At 27.8% G+C, this 17,273-nt stretch carries 16 protein-coding genes and 14 tRNA genes; 16 read left to right on the forward strand and 14 right to left on the reverse strand.

Annotation, left to right across the window (positions count from 1 at the left end; all coding sequences use genetic code 11):
* Positions 1 to 6: 6 nt before the first annotated feature.
* The 5 genes from HPY57_13630 to HPY57_13650 form a co-directional block, all read right to left on the reverse strand.
* The gene (locus HPY57_13630; GenBank protein ID NPV12821.1) at positions 7 to 339 is read right to left on the reverse strand and encodes a thioredoxin family protein; all 333 of its coding nucleotides are present in this window, start codon (positions 337 to 339) and stop codon (positions 7 to 9) included.
* A gap of 113 nt (positions 340 to 452) precedes the next feature.
* Positions 453 to 647, reverse strand: a complete 195-nt coding sequence (locus tag HPY57_13635) for a hypothetical protein (protein ID NPV12822.1) — start codon at positions 645 to 647, stop codon at positions 453 to 455.
* A 9-nt stretch (positions 648 to 656) separates the two neighbouring features.
* Positions 657 to 1,685, reverse strand: a complete 1,029-nt coding sequence (locus HPY57_13640) for a DNA methyltransferase (GenBank protein ID NPV12823.1) — start codon at positions 1,683 to 1,685, stop codon at positions 657 to 659.
* A 55-nt stretch (positions 1,686 to 1,740) separates the two neighbouring features.
* Positions 1,741 to 1,971: a hypothetical protein gene (locus HPY57_13645; protein NPV12824.1), complete on the reverse strand. Its 231-nt coding sequence runs from the start codon at positions 1,969 to 1,971 to the stop codon at positions 1,741 to 1,743.
* Positions 1,972 to 2,019: 48 nt separating this feature from the next.
* On the reverse strand, positions 2,020 to 2,631 hold the full coding sequence (locus HPY57_13650; GenBank protein NPV12825.1) for a bifunctional (p)ppGpp synthetase/guanosine-3',5'-bis(diphosphate) 3'-pyrophosphohydrolase: 612 nt from the start codon (positions 2,629 to 2,631) through the stop codon (positions 2,020 to 2,022).
* A 43-nt stretch (positions 2,632 to 2,674) separates the two neighbouring features.
* Here HPY57_13650 and HPY57_13655 point away from each other — a divergent pair, with 43 nt between their 5' ends.
* The 15 genes from HPY57_13655 to HPY57_13725 all read left to right on the forward strand — a co-directional run bounded on the left by HPY57_13655 (position 2,675) and on the right by HPY57_13725 (position 7,793).
* Positions 2,675 to 3,574, forward strand: coding sequence for a patatin-like phospholipase family protein (locus HPY57_13655; GenBank protein ID NPV12826.1), 900 nt, complete (start codon positions 2,675 to 2,677; stop codon positions 3,572 to 3,574).
* Positions 3,575 to 4,140: 566 nt separating this feature from the next.
* Positions 4,141 to 4,222, forward strand: a tRNA-Leu gene (locus HPY57_13660).
* Between the two features lie 214 nt (positions 4,223 to 4,436).
* Positions 4,437 to 4,507, forward strand: a tRNA-Gln gene (locus HPY57_13665).
* A gap of 164 nt (positions 4,508 to 4,671) precedes the next feature.
* Positions 4,672 to 4,745, forward strand: a tRNA-Leu gene (locus HPY57_13670).
* An 872-nt stretch (positions 4,746 to 5,617) separates the two neighbouring features.
* Positions 5,618 to 5,690 (forward strand) — tRNA-Met (locus tag HPY57_13675).
* A gap of 340 nt (positions 5,691 to 6,030) precedes the next feature.
* Positions 6,031 to 6,119, forward strand: a tRNA-Glu gene (locus tag HPY57_13680).
* A 7-nt stretch (positions 6,120 to 6,126) separates the two neighbouring features.
* Positions 6,127 to 6,209: transfer RNA gene (locus tag HPY57_13685), tRNA-Tyr, on the forward strand.
* 6 nt (positions 6,210 to 6,215) lie between these two features.
* A tRNA-Tyr gene (locus tag HPY57_13690) sits at positions 6,216 to 6,298 on the forward strand.
* A 403-nt stretch (positions 6,299 to 6,701) separates the two neighbouring features.
* Positions 6,702 to 6,775: transfer RNA gene (locus HPY57_13695), tRNA-Asn, on the forward strand.
* Positions 6,776 to 6,783: 8 nt separating this feature from the next.
* Positions 6,784 to 6,857 (forward strand) — tRNA-Asn (locus tag HPY57_13700).
* A gap of 63 nt (positions 6,858 to 6,920) precedes the next feature.
* A tRNA-Met gene (locus HPY57_13705) sits at positions 6,921 to 7,008 on the forward strand.
* Positions 7,009 to 7,058: 50 nt separating this feature from the next.
* A tRNA-Asp gene (locus HPY57_13710) sits at positions 7,059 to 7,131 on the forward strand.
* Positions 7,132 to 7,137: 6 nt separating this feature from the next.
* Positions 7,138 to 7,211, forward strand: a tRNA-Asp gene (locus HPY57_13715).
* A 92-nt stretch (positions 7,212 to 7,303) separates the two neighbouring features.
* A tRNA-Thr gene (locus HPY57_13720) sits at positions 7,304 to 7,367 on the forward strand.
* A gap of 351 nt (positions 7,368 to 7,718) precedes the next feature.
* A tRNA-Cys gene (locus HPY57_13725) sits at positions 7,719 to 7,793 on the forward strand.
* A 131-nt stretch (positions 7,794 to 7,924) separates the two neighbouring features.
* Here HPY57_13725 and HPY57_13730 read toward each other — a convergent pair.
* The 9 genes from HPY57_13730 to HPY57_13770 form a co-directional block, all read right to left on the reverse strand.
* The gene (locus HPY57_13730; protein NPV12827.1) at positions 7,925 to 8,971 is read right to left on the reverse strand and encodes an adenylyltransferase/cytidyltransferase family protein; all 1,047 of its coding nucleotides are present in this window, start codon (positions 8,969 to 8,971) and stop codon (positions 7,925 to 7,927) included.
* A gap of 49 nt (positions 8,972 to 9,020) precedes the next feature.
* Complete coding sequence (locus HPY57_13735) at positions 9,021 to 10,106, reverse strand: hypothetical protein (protein NPV12828.1); 1,086 nt, start codon at positions 10,104 to 10,106, stop codon at positions 9,021 to 9,023.
* 24 nt (positions 10,107 to 10,130) lie between these two features.
* Entirely contained in the window at positions 10,131 to 10,298 is a 168-nt protein-coding gene (locus HPY57_13740; GenBank protein NPV12829.1) for a hypothetical protein, read from the reverse strand.
* Between the two features lie 134 nt (positions 10,299 to 10,432).
* A complete protein-coding gene (locus HPY57_13745; protein ID NPV12830.1) occupies positions 10,433 to 10,795 on the reverse strand; it encodes a hypothetical protein in 363 nt (120 codons plus the stop codon).
* Positions 10,758 to 10,985: a hypothetical protein gene (locus HPY57_13750; protein NPV12831.1), complete on the reverse strand. Its 228-nt coding sequence runs from the start codon at positions 10,983 to 10,985 to the stop codon at positions 10,758 to 10,760. The genes HPY57_13745 and HPY57_13750 overlap by 38 nt, the downstream gene beginning before the upstream one ends.
* Before the next feature lie 44 nt (positions 10,986 to 11,029).
* Positions 11,030 to 11,827: a hypothetical protein gene (locus tag HPY57_13755; protein ID NPV12832.1), complete on the reverse strand. Its 798-nt coding sequence runs from the start codon at positions 11,825 to 11,827 to the stop codon at positions 11,030 to 11,032.
* 91 nt (positions 11,828 to 11,918) lie between these two features.
* The gene (locus tag HPY57_13760; protein ID NPV12833.1) at positions 11,919 to 13,001 is read right to left on the reverse strand and encodes a hypothetical protein; all 1,083 of its coding nucleotides are present in this window, start codon (positions 12,999 to 13,001) and stop codon (positions 11,919 to 11,921) included.
* Positions 13,002 to 13,045: 44 nt separating this feature from the next.
* Positions 13,046 to 16,231 carry a hypothetical protein gene (locus HPY57_13765; protein NPV12834.1) on the reverse strand — a complete coding sequence of 1,062 codons (3,186 nt, stop codon included), beginning with the start codon at positions 16,229 to 16,231 and terminating at the stop codon, positions 13,046 to 13,048.
* Between the two features lie 281 nt (positions 16,232 to 16,512).
* Positions 16,513 to 16,893 carry a hypothetical protein gene (locus tag HPY57_13770; protein NPV12835.1) on the reverse strand — a complete coding sequence of 127 codons (381 nt, stop codon included), beginning with the start codon at positions 16,891 to 16,893 and terminating at the stop codon, positions 16,513 to 16,515.
* A 49-nt stretch (positions 16,894 to 16,942) separates the two neighbouring features.
* On the opposite strand from HPY57_13770, the gene HPY57_13775 reads away from it, so the two are divergent.
* Positions 16,943 to 17,215, forward strand: coding sequence for a hypothetical protein (locus HPY57_13775; protein ID NPV12836.1), 273 nt, complete (start codon positions 16,943 to 16,945; stop codon positions 17,213 to 17,215).
* Positions 17,216 to 17,273: the final 58 nt, after the last annotated feature.

A 17,273-nucleotide genomic window follows, 5' to 3' on the forward strand; every position in this document is an offset into this window, starting at 1 on the left:
TTTAATTTACAAAACTTTATTAATTGCATCATCAATTTTTTGTTTTGTTGTGAATCCTGTAAATGTTTTTGTTTCATCTTTTCCACATACAATAATTGTTGGTAAACTTTTAATTGAGAATAATTCCGCTAATTCATATTCTTCTTCTACATTAACTTTATAAAATTCAACATCATTATGATATTTTTTTAATTCACTCAAAATTGTGTCTTGTGTTTTACATGGTTTACACCAATCAGCATAAAAATCAATTATACATGGATTGCCTTTGTAATACCATTTGCCATTTTTTACTTCAAATCCTTTAGAAATTAATTCATTTGTTTTGATTTTATTCATATATATTTTTTTTATTTTTATATATTAAATTTTGGTCAAAAAATAATATTTTTTTGAGAAAATTTTCAAAAAAATTTTTAATTAAAAATATAGATTATATAATGGTTTCAGAATTATTTAATTCGCTGGAATTCAATATTTTTTTCATTATAAAAAATTATTTCACCAACTTGCATTCTTTGTATCATTTGCATGAAATTTGGTGATATTATTAACTCACATATTCTTCCATATGTAACTTCTTCTTTATATTCACCTATTGGACCAATTTTTTTTGCTATCCATCTTTTTTCGATATTATTTTCCATTATAATTTATTATTTTTTTTCAAACAAAAATATATATTCATGTTTGAATATGTAAAATCCACCAACCATAGCTCTGTATCTCCATATATTGGTTTGTTGTTTTTTACCTTTTGTATTATTAAAATCTTTAATAATAATGCTTTTTAATTTATATTTTCTTTTTAAGACCTCTTGCATTAAATAGAAACCTAGTGGCACCCATTCTGATTTATTATATATATCAGAAATTATAAGAACCATGTGTCTTCCTTTTTCAAGAACTTCAGTGGATTTATCAATTATTTTACCAAACATTTTTATAAAAGTTTCTAAATCTGAACAATTTGATAAATCCTTTTTATTATCAGAAAATTTAATAATATTCCAATATGGTGGGTGTAATAATACCAATTGAACATTATTAACGCCCATTTTTTCTAATTCTTTTTTATAATCTAATTCTGTACTATCACCACAAATTATATTTGTAACTACATTGTGTTTATTTTCTTCTTTATTGATATTAGACCGAGCCATATTACATACATCTTCTTGTAACTCAATACCTATACCATTTCTACCTAATCTTTGAGTTTCTATAAGCGTTGTGCCACCACCAAGAAATGTATCTAAAACCCAATCACCTTTTTTCGTAAATCTTTTAATAAACTGTTGTGGTATTTGAGGAACATAATTTCCATGATATGAACTTGAATGAGCGCCTGATGAATCTCTCTTATCAATCAACCATAATGATTCTGTCCATATATCTTGGTATTCTTTCCATCTATTAAGATTAATGTCGTTGATTTTATTTACTTTTAATTCAGTTAAACTCTTGTGTAATATTTTAATGTAATGTTTTGTTCTGTCTAAACTTTTAGTATCAAGTATTTGTTGAAGTTCTTTGTCTAAAATATTTTTATCGACAAATATTGAACCGTTATCAAGATTATCCAATTTTTTAACATCGGTTTTAATTGATCTAATAATTTCTTTTATGTATTTTAAATCTTCATTCTTCAATAATTCTTTTAACTTTCCTATAATTTCTTGCATAAAAAAAGAGAAATATATTTTTATTTATATATTTCTCTTTACTTAGTCAAGTATCTTATTTTTTCTTTTCTTTATTTTTCTTTGCTTTACCTTTTGGGTTACCTTTATTTTTATTTTCTTTTTGTTCACTTTTTTTGTCTTCAACTTTCTTTAACTTTAATTCAGGATCTCTAATCTTTGTTTTCCATTCAGATCGTGAACAATAGTTCCATCCATTTGACAAGTAACTATCTACTTGTTCTTCTTTTACTTTACGAATTTCTTCACCAAGTTTCATTATTTTCATATAATACAGATTTTAATTTCTTATTATATATGAAAAAAAATTAAAAGTTTATTCTTCAGTGACTATTTTTAGTTTATCTTTGATTCTTTTAATAAGTTCTTGTTGAGTATCTGACAAATCTCTATACCACTCCAATTCTTCAATAATATTTTTTGTTTGTTGTGCATATTCCTTTGCCCACTTTTTTCTTTTTTCATTATTACCAGCCATAATCGATTTAAAATCACTCACATTGTGAAGTCTATCTGCTAATTTAATAACTAATGCCCAATTTGACATACCTATCATTTTATCTATAAGATATTCTTCTTTACCAGATATTTTTAATTTTTCTTTGTCTGATGTTAATTCGTTTACAAGTTGCATAACTATATCACCAAATTCTTTTTGTATATCTTTTAATGTAACATTTGTTTCTTCAACAGTATCATGTAGATAAGCTGCTGCAATTAAATGAGCAATATGTTCAGAATTTTCAACTTCATGAACAATCTTAGCAACAGAATCAGGATGTATAATATAAGGTATTTTTTCTCCATTATCATCAAAACCTTTTCTATAAATTCCTTTATGAGCTTTTGTTGCAAATTCTTTGGCTTTTTTTACTTTATGTATAAATTTTGAAAGTTTATGGTTTTCATATGTGTGTAAATATTTCATATGTTTATATATTAATATATAAAAGTAAAATAATTATAATAATATGAATAATAAAAAACGCGCTCTTGTAATTTCTGGAGGAGGTGCAAAAGGTGCCTGGGCTGGAGGTTTAATTCAACAAATGATAGAAGAACGTGGATATGATTGGGATATTTATGTTGGTACATCAACAGGCTCTTTACTTATAACTTTAACACCTTTAAAAGAAATGAATAGATTAAAAGAAGCTTACACTAGTGTAAGTAATAAAAACATTTTTACAGTTGATCCTTTTACTAAAAAAGGAAAAATTAATATGTTTAATGCAGCTTGGCGAATTATAAAAGGTAAAACATCATTAGGTGAATCTGGTGGTCTTATAAAAATTATTAAACAAATGTATACAGTACAAGATTTTTATAATGTAAGAAAAATGAAAAAAGATGTTTATGCTTGTGCTGCTAATTATACACATGGTACAGTAGATTATGCTTATAATCAAACAAGTACATATGAAGATTATGTTAATTTTACTTGGGCATCAACATCAGTACCATTAGCAATGGATTTTGTTGATATATACAATTCAAGATATTTAGATGGTGGTGTTCTAATGCATGTACCAATTCAAAAAGCAATTGATTGCGGTGCTGATGAAATTGATGTTATTGTTCTTAGACCAGAACAAATCGATACAAGTAAATGGGAAGCAAATAATATGTTTGATGTCCTTATGAGAACAATAGATATAATGCAAGAACATATTTCACAATCAAATGTATTAATTGCTCAATTAAATGCTGGTATCAAAGATGTTAAATTAAGAATTAGATATACTCCATATAAATTAACCGATAATTCATTAATGTTTGACAAAGAACAAATGATAAAATGGTGGAATGAAGGTTATGAATGGGGTAGAAAAGACAATCAATCACAGAAAATATATTTGAAAAAGAAATAAAAATTTTTTATTTCACAAAAATATATTAATTTTGTAAAAGTTCCTGAACTTAAATCAGGTGGTGGCGTTAAAGAAATTCACGATAGTAATTTCCAAAATATAAATAATGGAAATTATGGCAAAATCTTAAAATTGTCAGATAACATTCTTTTTCTGAGAAATTCAACATATTCTAAATGTTTTTGATACTCAGATACTTCTTCTTTGCGTTTTGAAGATGAATATCAGAAAACACTTGCAAAATATGATAAAGCGAAACTAAAATTAAAATTTATGAAAAAATAATTTTTTATTTTTAAAACTTTATCCTAATTTTGTACTAATAATTAAAAATGGAAAAAATTGACTTTTTTGAGTTAATATATAAGTAAAATTAAATTAATACTAAATTCGATGACAATAGGAATGACATATCAACTCCAACAGTTATGTAGCTTACTAAAAAGTGAGACTGGCTTTCCTATGTCTAATATGAAATAATTTAATTATTAGATAAGAATACTTAAAAGCCAGTCAAACAAATGACTGGCTTTTTTGTTTAATGTTCTTTTAAATGTTGAAAAAATGCCTTCGTGCTGGAATTGGTAGACAGGTTGGTCTTAGAAACCAGTGCCGAAAGGCGTGTGGATTCGAGTCCCACCGAAGGTACAAAAATGTTCTTTGAATTTTTGAAATATTTGATATATACTTATCACCAAGTATCATAATTTGGTTTTTATCAATTAATATGAGAAAAGATATTTTTGATAAAAAAATCAAATTGTTTGAGAAACACCTCTCTTTTCTATATGATTAGATGTGCAAAGGTTGACTTGAACTAACAAGTATCGCTCTTAGGACGCTTTGAGAATCGGAGTTTTATTGTTCTATGGTGTAACGGTAGCACATATCCCTTTGGAGGATAGAGTCAAGGTTCGAATCCTTGTAGAACAACAAGTTCATTAAATGATGATATAGAATGTGATGTAAAGGTTTGCATTACTGAATAAGAGACCAGATGTCGGTGTAGAGTAATAAACTCACTTACCTTAAATAAGTAAGAGACTGTAACATGAAAAAGTTATCCATCGCAGACTGGGTAGAAACTATATCTAAACGGTCCTGTAGCCCAACGGTAGAGGCAACAAGCTCAAACCTTGTAAAGGTGTCGGTTCAAATCCGTCCAGGACTACAAAGTTCTTTGACATTCGTGTTTTAATACAAAGTTCAGAAATTTTTATGTAATTACAAAATAATTTTTTTATTTCAAAAAAAAATGAATTATCTTTGTAAAACAAATGAGAAACGTTCTTAGTAGTGGCAAGAACCACGAATCATAGTAGGATATTATAGGAATAAGGCACTATGAACTAAAATAAAACATATTATCTTTGTAATATCAAATTGAAACAATAAAGTTCTTTTATTTATTGAAATGCTTGGGTGGCGGAACTGGTAGACGCGCTGGACTTAAATAAAAATTTGAGTGCTTCTGAAGAAATTTAGAATGTAGAACCTGTCAAATTCGGTGAAACCTGTAAAATGGCAATACCGAGCCAAGCCTGAAAACAGGAAGGTGTAGAGACTTGATGGCAGGCAACTAAGTCGTAAGATATGTTGAAGGTAAAGTCCAGACTACAAACAGGATATCCTGGTAGTGAAAACTATAGTAGTAAGAAAATCCAGTGGGCAGTAATGCCCGTGTGGGTTCGACTCCCATCCCGAGTACATTACAAAAATTTTCAAAATTATTTTTTTTTATTTCGGAAAATTGTTGTAATTTTGTAAAAGATTTGATTGAATAGTTTATCACATTAAAACATGAACTGAATATTTATGTCAGTCATTAGGAGGTGAAAGTCCTTCTTCAATCACAGGTTCTTTAAATACTTAAACAGACCAAATTAAAGTGTGCGAAAGTGAGCCAACCTGATCAGTTGGCAACATGCGAGTAGCCAGCCTCTTCCTGATCAGTTGAGGTGATTTCTGTAGGAGTTTGACGGATAGAATGTCCTGCGTGGAGCAGGGAGGTCGTGGGTTCGAATCCCACTTACAGAACTACATTGCGGGATGGAGTAGTGGTCAGCTCGTGTGGCTCATAACCACAAGGTCGCAGGTTCGAATCCTGCTCCCGCTACAAAGTTTAGAGAGTAATTAACTCTAATACCTCGGTGGTTGCAAACACCAGACATTCATAGTGTAATGGGCACTCTGCCTGACGATAACCCGTATGGGTGACAATAGGGCGGCAGCGAAAAGGTTCGAATCCTTTTTAGAATGGCTAATAATCCAAAATGTTTTGGGCACGTAGAACCCAGTTGAAATAGTCAGTGTCGTTGGTTCATATGTGCTGACCGTGTCCCAGACGAAGTGGAAAAGAATTTTAAAAAATAATTTTTTATTTCAAAACTTTGTATTAATTTTGTAATACAAATTAAAAATGGAAAAAAAACGTTCTTTAAAATACTTAAAATTATGCTGTGTTGCACGAATGGCTTAGGTGACCTGCCTTTCAAGCAGGTAGGAGGGTAAAACTTCCTCACGGGTTCGAATCCCGTACACAGTACAAACTTGGGTAGGTATGCAAGTGGCTCAAAGCAGTCGGTCTGTAAAACCGCTCTCTTCGGAGTTCGGGGTTCGAATCCCTCCCTGCCCACTAAATTGTGAGGTAGCGAAGTGGCTAAACGCGCCTGACTGTAAATCAGGTCCCTTTTGGGTTCGGGGGTTCGAATCCCTCCCTCACAACGATATGCCAGTCTAACGGCACCTGTCTGTAAAACAGGTCTACTTTAACAAATTGTCGTAGTTGGACTTAGCAGTAGGGGGTTCGAATCCCTCGGCTGGCACAATAGGCTTGAATGTAATACATTCAAAATGAAACTGGTACACTACGGGACTTACAATCTTAACTCGTAGGGAGTAATTTGAGTGAGGTGGTTGAATTCCCCCCTCCCCCCAAGCCTACAACTGGTCGGTTCGTCTAAATTGGTGAGGATACAGGACTTTCAATCCTGTGATGCGAGTGTTATATTTCTTATCTACACTCCACCATCTCTCTAGAAATCTTCTTCTCTTATTTGGTAAGAGAACAACAGAGAGTAAGATAATTTTCGAATCCTTCCTCTCCCGCAAGTTCTTTAAATAAAATGGGTGTGTAGCTCAATAGCGTAGAGCATCTGACTGTTAATCAGAAGGTTGTAGGTTCGAGTCCTACCATGCCCGCACATTATTCTTCGGTAGCTCAGTGGTAGAGCGTCTGCCTGTTAAGCGCAGAGGGTCGTAGGTTCAATCCCTACTTGGAGAGCGATACGTCCAGAATGCTGATGATAAGGTGTTTGGTCTGCAAAACCAAAATTGTGGGTTTTAAACCGATATGGCAGAGTGGTCGATTGCACATTCCTCATAAGGATGTTACTCTTTACGGGTACGCACTGGTTCGAATCCAGTTATCGGTACAACTTTTAACGCCATAAAACGATGGTTCTAATCCTCTAGGACCGCAAAAGGTGTGTTAGTGAAGTGGTTATCATTCCTGACTGTCACTCAGGAGCTCACGGGTTCGATTCCAGTATACACCGCAGGATAGTGCGTTAGTTCAGCTGGTTAGAATGCCTGCCTGTCACGCAGGAGGTCGATGGTTCAAGTCCCTTACGCACTGCAAAACAACTCCTTACAGAATTGTTGCAACCAACATTACGGAATGAATCTGCAGATAATTCTAAATGTTGTTCTGTAAACGAGTTTTTTGGAAACCTTGTAGCTCAGTTGGTAGAGCGTCCGTGTAGGAAGGTCGCAGGTTCGAGTCCTGTCAAGGTAACAAAATGGTTTTGAAGTTTGTTGGAAGCAAAAGTTTCGTGGATGTCAAATACCAGCGAGCGTACTGGTTTCAAAAGCAAAGCAACAAGCAAGAGATGTTAACAGATGTCTTAAAAAATCAAAAAGACAAGAATTAAAAATCGAATTGCAAAAAAATATTAAAATAATTTTTTTAATTTATAAAAAGATTATATATTTGTATATAGGTTCTTTGAATTGAAAGTGGCATGATAGCCTGACTATGTCAATGGTGGAAACGGTGTAATGAACGCTATCCTTAATTGGTTAGTTGTAAAATTTGCCGACAGGTTGTTAAATGAAAACCTTTCATTTTAAAGAATCTATAATTGGTCGTATGCCTGAGTGGTCAAAAGGAACGGTCTGCAAAACCGTAAAACCGTTGGTTCGAATCCAACTACGACCTCACTTTTTCAAATGGGTGAAACGCTGATGTAAGAAAGACTCTTAAAAATCCCTTAGAGTCGGCTCCTCATTCGGAGGGGTGAATAAAAACCTTCTCATTGAGAAGGTTTTTCTTTTTTTTATCAAACACTGTTACGGTAAGTATTTTCTAATTATATCATCGCCATATTTTTCAAGACTTCTGATAGCAGATGAAGATATATGTTTAAATTCTCTATCACAAGGTATATAAATAACTTTTAACTCAGGGTACAAATCTTTCATATAGCACATTAGAGTATTTTCTGCTTCAAGGTCAAAACCATTTCTAAGACCTCTAATAAGAGTTATTCTTCCCTCTTGTTCTTTGAGTAGGTTTGTTAAAAGACCTCTATAAGTTAAAATTTCTTTTGTAGGAAATAAGTTCTGTAACTTTTTGAATTCTCCTTCAAAGATTATTTCATTTATTTCTTTACTATCATTTCTACCTTTAGCAATTATTACTTTATCAAATATATTTTCAGCTTTTTTTAAAATATTCATATGTCCTAAATGAAAAGGATTGAAAGAACCAGCATAAATTGCAATATTAGGTTGTTTGTTCTCAATAATATAAATTAGATCTTGTAAACCTGTATAATTAACCTGTATTGGTAATTCTGTTCTTTTTTCAATAATTTTCTTAATTAATTCAATTCTTTCACGTTTGTAATCTTTCCAATTAACCCATTCAAATTCTTTATAAATGAGTTCTTCCCATTTTAATAATTCAGGTAAACTCTTTGTAAGTATATCAAGATCAAAAACACAAAACAATTCTTCTATTTTATTTGAAAAATTATGAGTTTTAGTCATATGAATAGTATCTACAACAGTTTGTACTTTATCATTTACTTCATAAACAACTGAAAGTAAAAAATTTGCTGAATCTTTTTCATTAGTTTTTGATTTTGGATTATAAACAATATCGTGGAATATTGCTGTAACTATCAGAGTTTCAAGCATATCATTATCCATTTTCATTTCTTTGCTGAATTTAACGATATTTTCAAGCATTGGGGCTATGTGATTTTCAATTGTATGATAGAATCTCTGTGGCTCACTATACTTTTCGTATATTTCGTTGATACTTAATCGAATGTTCCACTTTTTAAATGTGGTATTTATTAATGATCTTATTGATGGTTTAAAAATTTCCATATTATTATATTTTAATATACAAAATTACTAAATTTATAGATAAAAAAAATTATGTACTGACTATATGATAATTATATCTTATATTTGGACTAGGATTTTCAAGGACATCACAATATGTTATAGAACCTGGTATTCTTGCATTTTTTTCAGTATAAATATGGTTAACCATCGTATGACCAACATATTGGTGGAAACCTTTCAAATAGTCTTTTTCTGTTTCAGTTAAATGAGCCCAAGTTGGACCACCATACAATGATGTACCACCTCTTGCTTTACTTGCTACGTTTATTATTATATTTGATAGTTTGTGTTCACCAATTTTGTTAATAACTTCTCCAATATTGGAAAAATCATCTTTTAAACCAAATGATAACAATGTAGCATTAAAGAAATCGACCCAACCATTTGTTATACCAGCATGTGTAAATAGTGTATTTTTATATTGATAACAGTATTGGAATAAATCTTTATGTTTTCTGTATAATTCTTTATATTTATGACTATTTTTATTATCATATCTTGAACAATAATATATTTCATCATATAAATAGTGTGCATCATGGTTTCCAATAATTAAAATGACTTTATCCATATTTTTTTGTTTAAAGTCAATTATTTCTTCTAAAACTGCTATTGTTTGTTTAAATGGAGGATAAATATATTTAACTTTTTTCTTATCAAGTAAATCACCGTAGTATTTTAAAAGATATTCTTCATCATTCAATAATTCATCACCATCTTCATTCCTTATTGTTGTTAAATCTTCATTATCGGTATCCAATGCTTTCTTTTCTTTCTCAGGTTTATTTATTTTTTTATTCTTTTTGTAGTATTTGTTATAGTATTCTTCATCACTAAGATTTTCATCACCTGATTCCCAGTCTGTTGTAAGACCATACCTTTTTTTGATATATTCTTCATCACTTAAACTTTCTTCGCCTTGTATGTAATTTTTTTCATTTACAAATGAATTCCAAGTTTTAATTTTATTAAATCTTTCGTATTTTTCGTCTATAGGATAAGGATCAACATAATCACCTAGAAAGACAATCTTATCAACTTTTTTAATGGCATCTTCTGCTATCTCTCTCCAAATCTTTCTTCCGTGTACATCACCAATTGCTGCAATTTTCATTTAACTTATTATTTTTTTATCCAACTAGTTACTGTAGGGTTTTTTGTTTTCTTTTTCTACTTCTTTTTCAACATCTAATAATTGATATTTTATTAATAATGTTGAATTTACCTTTAAGAAGATTTCTAAATCATCTTCATAAATCTCGTAATCATAATAATGCTCAGTTACTTTACCTTTTGTTGGATTCATATACTGGTATTCACCATCACCTATAAGTTTGGCGTTGTGAGGTAATATACAACCAATACAAACCCTTACTAATACTTTGTTTTTATTTTTTTTCTTTACCAAACATTATTATATATTAAATTTGTAAATGAAAATTAATTAATGCTAATAACAATTATATATGTTATTGTTAATCCGCTCAATAGAGCGATATATGCTTTATTATTGTTGTTTTCTCCTTTATAATTACATTCTTCAGAAAAATGATTAAGAGTTAGAATACCAGCAAAAGCAAAGTAACCTACTGTTGTGTGTAACAGTAAGTCATTAGGTTCTTTACGTTTTAGTCTTGGTACAAGATATTTAGCAACTTCTGGTTGATTAACTTCAGTCATCTTATAAAATTCTGAAAAAGTTATTTTTTCTTTTCCAAGTGTTTTAAACTTATTTGTATATACTTTTTGTGAATATGATAAATTACTAAGTAGAATCAATATCACTATTATCAATGTTTTCATATAGTATTATTCGTTTTATTTTTTTCTCTCTCATTTTTCTTTTTTCTAATTGTTCTAAAACATTATTTAACATTTCCGCCACTTGTGGACTTGTAATAATAAAACTTCCAGAACTTAGAGATTTTTTATGTATCTCAGAGGATGCTTTCAATAACTTATTTATTAATTTCTTCTGTACATTATTTGTCATAATTACATCATATTAACCATGCCACAATTTACCATCAATTTTTATCATACAGTTAATTCAGTTGTTATTAATAAATTTGTATTTTGACCTATAATAAGTAACATCGTATCATTAACATAAATAGTCATTTTATCATCTTTATCATAATTAATACATTTAAAATATTTCTTTGGAAATGTGATTGTTGTATCATCATGCTCTATATCACAAATATTATGATCCCATCTATTTTCACCAATGGAAAGTTTATTATTATTTATATTCAGATAAAGAATATCATTTTCTTTTTCTATAACTGTTTTAGATTTTATATAATTGAAATCTTCTTTGGTTAAATCAAAAGAATACTCAGCATTATCTGTATTCATTACTTCTAATATATTTTCTGTAGTAAGTCTATGTGTATGATTATTTGGCTTACCACCTGGTATTTCTTCTTTAGATTTTGAATTCTTTATTAGAAGTTTTTCACAAAATTCTTCATTAAAGAATAATTTAAATTCTAAATCATCTTCTATCTTTTGTGTTTTCATATATTTGTAGAAAACTGTCATTGATGTAACAAATTTCTTACCATCAGATATAATGTATAATAAATCACCATCAAGGTGATTTTTATTAACAGAAAATAAATCTTTAAGATTAATTATGTGTGATTTAAAAGCATGTACATTATTTAGATTTTTTCCAACAACAGAAAATAATAACATTTCATTATTAGAAATATTTATTAACACTTCATTATTTAGTTTTGTCAAATCTTTAATTTTCTCAATAAGAATGTTTAAAGATTCAAGTGTCATTTTATATGATATCGAATTGATTTGAATCTTTTTTGTCATTTTACATTTTATTTTAATTTTTTATATTAATTAAAAAGATAAAAGTTTAAAAAGAAACCCTGACTTTTTAACATTGTCAGGGTTTTATTCTTTAAATATTTAATTGTTTTTGAATTTGAGCTATTTTATCTTTATTTTTATCAGGTTCTTTATAAAGATTGGCTATATCATTTATTTTTTTAATTGAATCTGGATTTTTACTTTTTAAATCTTTTAAAGTATTTACTAATTCATTTTTTCCTTCTACATTATTGCCTATTTTAATTAAAATTTCATCTTTATTTTTTGAAAAATCACCAAAATCTATTTTATCACCATTAATTTTTACAATTGTTTTTTTACCAATATATTCTTTATTTAACATATCTTTTAATTTATCAGGATTTTTCTTATCTTCATCTGATAATTTATTCCACATTTCTTCTGCATTTTTGTCCCATTTATCTCTTTTATAAATTACTTCTTCACCTTCTTTAAATTCTTTTGATGTATCATTAACAGCTTCTTTTAAACCATCTTGTATTTTTTTAGAATCATTTTGTATTGTTGTAAGTTTTTGTTCTGCTTCTTTAGCTTGTTTTTCATAACCTTTTGTAGCTTTATATAATTTTATTTTTTTCTGTAAAATATCAGATTGTAATTCTGCTAATTTAGCGTACGTATATAATCTTGTAGCCTTTATATCACTATTAATATATGGTAATAATTCCATTTTTTTATTATTTAAAAATTGATTAATAGCATCATCTATTGGATTACCAGTGCTTTTTTCTTTTCCCAAATTTTTAATAAAATCTGGCATATCTGGAATATCAGTTTTAATTTCTTCGGCTTCTTTTATTAAACTTATATTATCTTTTTTAAATCTGAAACTTTCAGATTTATTTTGTTGTTGTCCACCTTGTTGTTGTTGTCCACCTTGTTGTTTAGCATCTTTTTCAAAATCTTCTGGTTTGAAATTAGGATTAATATCTTTTGCTTTATCAATTATAATTTTATCAAATTCTTTTTTCCATACTTCAATTTTCTTATCTATTTCGCCAGATTCTTTTACTTTTTTTGCATAGTTTTGTAAATCTTTGAATAATCCTTTTAACCAGGAAAAAAAACCTTCATTCAATTGATTCCTTTCTGTTAAGAATTCACTGTATGAATATAAATTTTTGTATTTCATAATAATATTTTTTATTTTTTATTATATATTAAAAATAAAATTTGTTATTTACTCCAAGGACTCGATTTAAAAGGTATAAAATTTTGATTATTAAAATTATTCTTATACACTTTATTATAAGCATTCTTTGTAGCATCGTAATTTACTTTATCTGTGTCCTTTTTGTATGCGTATTTTTCAATATAATCTTTCTCTTCTTTTGTTATTGCATTTTCCATCATATTTTCTATCATATTCTTATATTGTACATGTGAAAATACTGATGATAAAGTAACAAGTGACATAACTGTATCATCATGACCACTTTCACATTGATAAGTAAAATTACCAGATGGAGTTTCTCTTTTGGTAAATACAGTTATTTCATTTATATTGATATCATTATGTAATTTAATTAAATTTTTCTTAACTGCACTTTGTAATTCCTTAACTAATATCTTTTTAGCTGCTTCATGTTCACCACCAGTAATTTTTATTCCGATTTTCATTTGAGTATCTTCCTTTTTATGTTTATATCTCAAAAAGATACCACTTGAATAATTATGTTTACCTTCAAATATTTTTGGTAGTTCTGATAAGAATGTTGCACCATATGTATTATATTCAAGAACAACTTTACATTTTTCAGGATCAAATAATTCAAACATAACCATATAGAATAATTCAGCAAACTCAGATAATGACCAGTTATTAACTCTAAACATACCAATTTGTTCCAAATAAAAATATTCAAAAACATTTGCCAAATTTACATGTGTTTTTTCTATTAATTCTTTAGATTTTGGTAATAGTCTAAATATATTTAGAACAGAATAATCTTGACCGAGTCCTTCGCCTAAATCAATAGAAGCACAAATATAATAATCTTTCATCTTTGTAATATTGAATAAATCTGGTCTATTTTTAATCCATTTTAATTGTGTGTATGGTAATGTTAAAGTACTATCTAATTTTGAGAAAGGTATATATGAAAATTCATCCGAATCTTTTTTAAATTTATTCATTGTTTCAGAATCAAAAAGTAATTTATCTCCAGTAACAAATTGTAAATCATACTCTTGATTAAATAAATGTTCGCCACCAATAAGTTTTGTTTCTTCTTCTTTCCAAGATGTAATAACACATATTTCTGATAATGGAATTAAATGACCACCGATATCTAAACGAATACATCTAATATTATTTGTGGTTGTTTTTTCATCATCTGCATCATATTTGATATATATCCAATGTTTACCATCTTCAAATTTATCATATAATGAATAATTCATTTTTTTTAATTCTTCTATTATAAATTCCCTTGTAATTTTGTATTCTTTTAACTTATAACCCAACGGTAATATTTTTGAATCCATTCTACCTTCTACTTGGTGCCAATATACACGCATAGGTTTGTACATATTTTTAAGTGGATCATCTATATCTCTCTCAGCATCAGTTAATAACTTATGAAAAAGGTTAAATCCTTCTGGTGTTGATGTAATTATAATTTTCGAATTATTAATTGATGATACTGTTGGTACGACAGAACCATAATATGATTCAATTATGTTTGATGGCACTTTGGCAAATTCATCAAGGTAAAGAAAATCAATAGTAAAACCGATTGAAGGTTCTTTTGTTCTATTTTCTGTTTGAATACGGCAACCATTTTCAAAAGAAATTGATTTTTCGTTCCAATTAAGTACACCTTTCTTTAAAAAGAATGGTAATAATTTATAAATATCTTTAATTTTTCTGATAATTTCAATAACAGTTTTGCCTTTATTAGCAACAATCATAACACCCTTATCGTTATTAAATAAACAATACCAAAGAATAACGATTGCTGCGGAAACTGTATTATGAGTTGGAATATAATTATCTGTTAAATATAAATGGGATTTATTATTTACTTCAATACATTGTGCTTCTTTTTTACCAATATATTTGATATTTACTATACCTCTTTTTTGACCCCAATCAAATCGTTTATTTTTTATTTGACTTTGTTTTCTTTCTAACTTAAAAATAGGATAAGGATAGTCATTTTTTAATAGTAATCTAATTATGTATGCCTTTTTACCTATTCGTTTTTCACCTTTATATGTATAGGTAGTTTCTTTTTCCCTAATATTTGTTCTTATACCCAACGAATGACATAATTCTCTGAAATCCTCAACCAATTGTTTTGATGATGTTGAAAATGATACTTGATTTTTATAAACAAAACCATTGGTATCCATTAATCCTTGTAATAATTCTATTCGCTGATTTATACTACCATATAAATATATTTTTGGAATAAATTTATCATATGATGATTTTTCCAATGATTTTTCCATTAAATCTAGATTATTAAGTTTTTGTATAATTTTGTGTCTTTTTGTTTTATCTTTTTTTATAATAGAATAATTACATGTATTGTACAATTTTTTAATATAAATATCATCATCTTCAAGTGTATACAGATAATCTATTATTTGTTGATCTTTTGTTGATATATTTAATATATCATTTCTTGTTGAACCATTACCTAATATCAACCCCAAAAAATATGGTGATATAGATAATTGTTTTTCTGTATAATTAACAGGTTGTGCAACTTTAACATAATATATTGAATCACCTCTCTTTGTTAAATATTTTTTCATTATATCTGATAATGTTACAACTTTATTTTTACCATATTTTTCTACTTCCCACAAATGTTCATTACAACATCTAACTTTCAATCCATCAGAAAATTCTATTTCATAAATATCTTTTTCGCCTTGTGGATATATTCCTATAACAGTGGTTAATTCACCATCATCACCGTATATTTCATCATTTAATTTTAAATCACCAAATCTTTTTTTACCGTTATTATCCCACACAAAACTGTCTAAATCTTGTGCTTTACCAGTTTGTCTGGATGCCATTAAAATAGAAAATCTATTTTTTGTATACAAATCAATAATATCCTTTTGATAATCTCTTAATTTCATTGGTCCTATGCTACCATCTTCTCTTTTAATTTGACAATATTTTTGTGCAAAATAATGACAAGACATTTTACATTTGAAATATTCTTGTAATTCTTCCTTAGTCATACTAAATGTAATATTTGCACGTCTGACTCCCTTCATATTTGTTAACCAAAGTTTTTCATGTTTTTTTATTTTCTGACCGAGATTTTCACGTTGCATTATTTCTTCAACAAGTTTTGTGTTAATTACTAAACTATCTTCTTTCTTATTTTTAACCATAAAATTTATTTTTTTTATAAAATACTCACATGAATATTATATATAAATGACTTTATAACAAAAAACTATTTTTATATCTTTTAAAGATAAATATTATCATTATAATAAAACCGAAAAATGTATGGAAAAAGGAATACAATTAATCCATGTATATGAAGATGATTGGGATTATAAACAAGATATAGTTAAATTTATGATTTTAAATAAACTAAATAAAACTTATAATAAAATATTTGCTAGTGTGGTCTATTGAAATTTGAAATTACAAATTAATTATAATTTTAATCAAAAATAAAGGTTACATTATAACCTTTAATCGTGAAATTTAATTCCATAATATCTCTAACTGTACCTTCAAATATTTTTAGTACTAAGTCATAACTCATAATGTCTAATTCTGGTATCCAGTTTGTTATAGCTTTTCTAATTTTGTTTTCAATTATACTATTTGATATTCTTGTTTCCCACAAGTATTTTTCAAGTCCTATACCAAAACCAACAGAATCTTGACCATAAACTTCATTCTCTGATGTAAATAAAAGCATTTCTAATTTTTGAACAATAACTTCTAATATCTGATCTTCAATAATCTTATTGCTACGATATTTTGGATGACCTTGCCATCTTATTGTTAAGTCCGAAAAATTATCAACTTTTGCCATGTGTGATTACTATTTTTATAATATATATATTAAAAACATTTACTCTAAAATGATTTCAGTTAGTTTAATAGATTATATCGGTAAAATTGAAGATGGTGTTGCTGTACTTTTATCATTAATGATAAAAGATAATAATTATGAACTTGTATATTGGTTTAATCCTAATAACAAATTTAGAATAACGATAGAGGACAAATTTTATATAGATTTTCCTAAGGTGAAGAATATTTATGAATATGAATATTTAATAGACTTGTTATATCACATAGATACACAGTTGTTACCACCAAGAGAGGAAATATTTAAGGAATTTTTGACTTGATGAAAAATTAATTTATTTTTTAATATATAATTAATATGAAAAATTATAACAATTTCAT

The sequence above is a fragment of the Ignavibacteria bacterium genome (assembly GCA_013177855.1).
In the GTDB taxonomy this organism is placed as follows: Bacteria; Bacteroidota; Ignavibacteria; order Ch128b; family Ch128b; genus Ch128b.

Coding starts and splice junctions, on each gene's coding strand:
- HPY57_13630 (NPV12821.1), bottom strand. CDS start 339: ATGAATAAAATCAAAACAAATGAATTAATTTCTAAAGGATTTGAAGTA.
- HPY57_13635 (NPV12822.1), bottom strand. CDS start 647: ATGGAAAATAATATCGAAAAAAGATGGATAGCAAAAAAAATTGGTCCA.
- HPY57_13640 (NPV12823.1), bottom strand. CDS start 1,685: ATGCAAGAAATTATAGGAAAGTTAAAAGAATTATTGAAGAATGAAGAT.
- HPY57_13645 (NPV12824.1), bottom strand. CDS start 1,971: ATGAAAATAATGAAACTTGGTGAAGAAATTCGTAAAGTAAAAGAAGAA.
- HPY57_13650 (NPV12825.1), bottom strand. CDS start 2,631: ATGAAATATTTACACACATATGAAAACCATAAACTTTCAAAATTTATA.
- HPY57_13655 (NPV12826.1), top strand. CDS start 2,675: ATGAATAATAAAAAACGCGCTCTTGTAATTTCTGGAGGAGGTGCAAAA.
- HPY57_13730 (NPV12827.1), bottom strand. CDS start 8,971: ATGGAAATTTTTAAACCATCAATAAGATCATTAATAAATACCACATTT.
- HPY57_13735 (NPV12828.1), bottom strand. CDS start 10,106: ATGAAAATTGCAGCAATTGGTGATGTACACGGAAGAAAGATTTGGAGA.
- HPY57_13740 (NPV12829.1), bottom strand. CDS start 10,298: ATGAATCCAACAAAAGGTAAAGTAACTGAGCATTATTATGATTACGAG.
- HPY57_13745 (NPV12830.1), bottom strand. CDS start 10,795: ATGAAAACATTGATAATAGTGATATTGATTCTACTTAGTAATTTATCA.
- HPY57_13750 (NPV12831.1), bottom strand. CDS start 10,985: ATGACAAATAATGTACAGAAGAAATTAATAAATAAGTTATTGAAAGCA.
- HPY57_13755 (NPV12832.1), bottom strand. CDS start 11,827: ATGACAAAAAAGATTCAAATCAATTCGATATCATATAAAATGACACTT.
- HPY57_13760 (NPV12833.1), bottom strand. CDS start 13,001: ATGAAATACAAAAATTTATATTCATACAGTGAATTCTTAACAGAAAGG.
- HPY57_13765 (NPV12834.1), bottom strand. CDS start 16,231: ATGGTTAAAAATAAGAAAGAAGATAGTTTAGTAATTAACACAAAACTT.
- HPY57_13770 (NPV12835.1), bottom strand. CDS start 16,893: ATGGCAAAAGTTGATAATTTTTCGGACTTAACAATAAGATGGCAAGGT.
- HPY57_13775 (NPV12836.1), top strand. CDS start 16,943: ATGATTTCAGTTAGTTTAATAGATTATATCGGTAAAATTGAAGATGGT.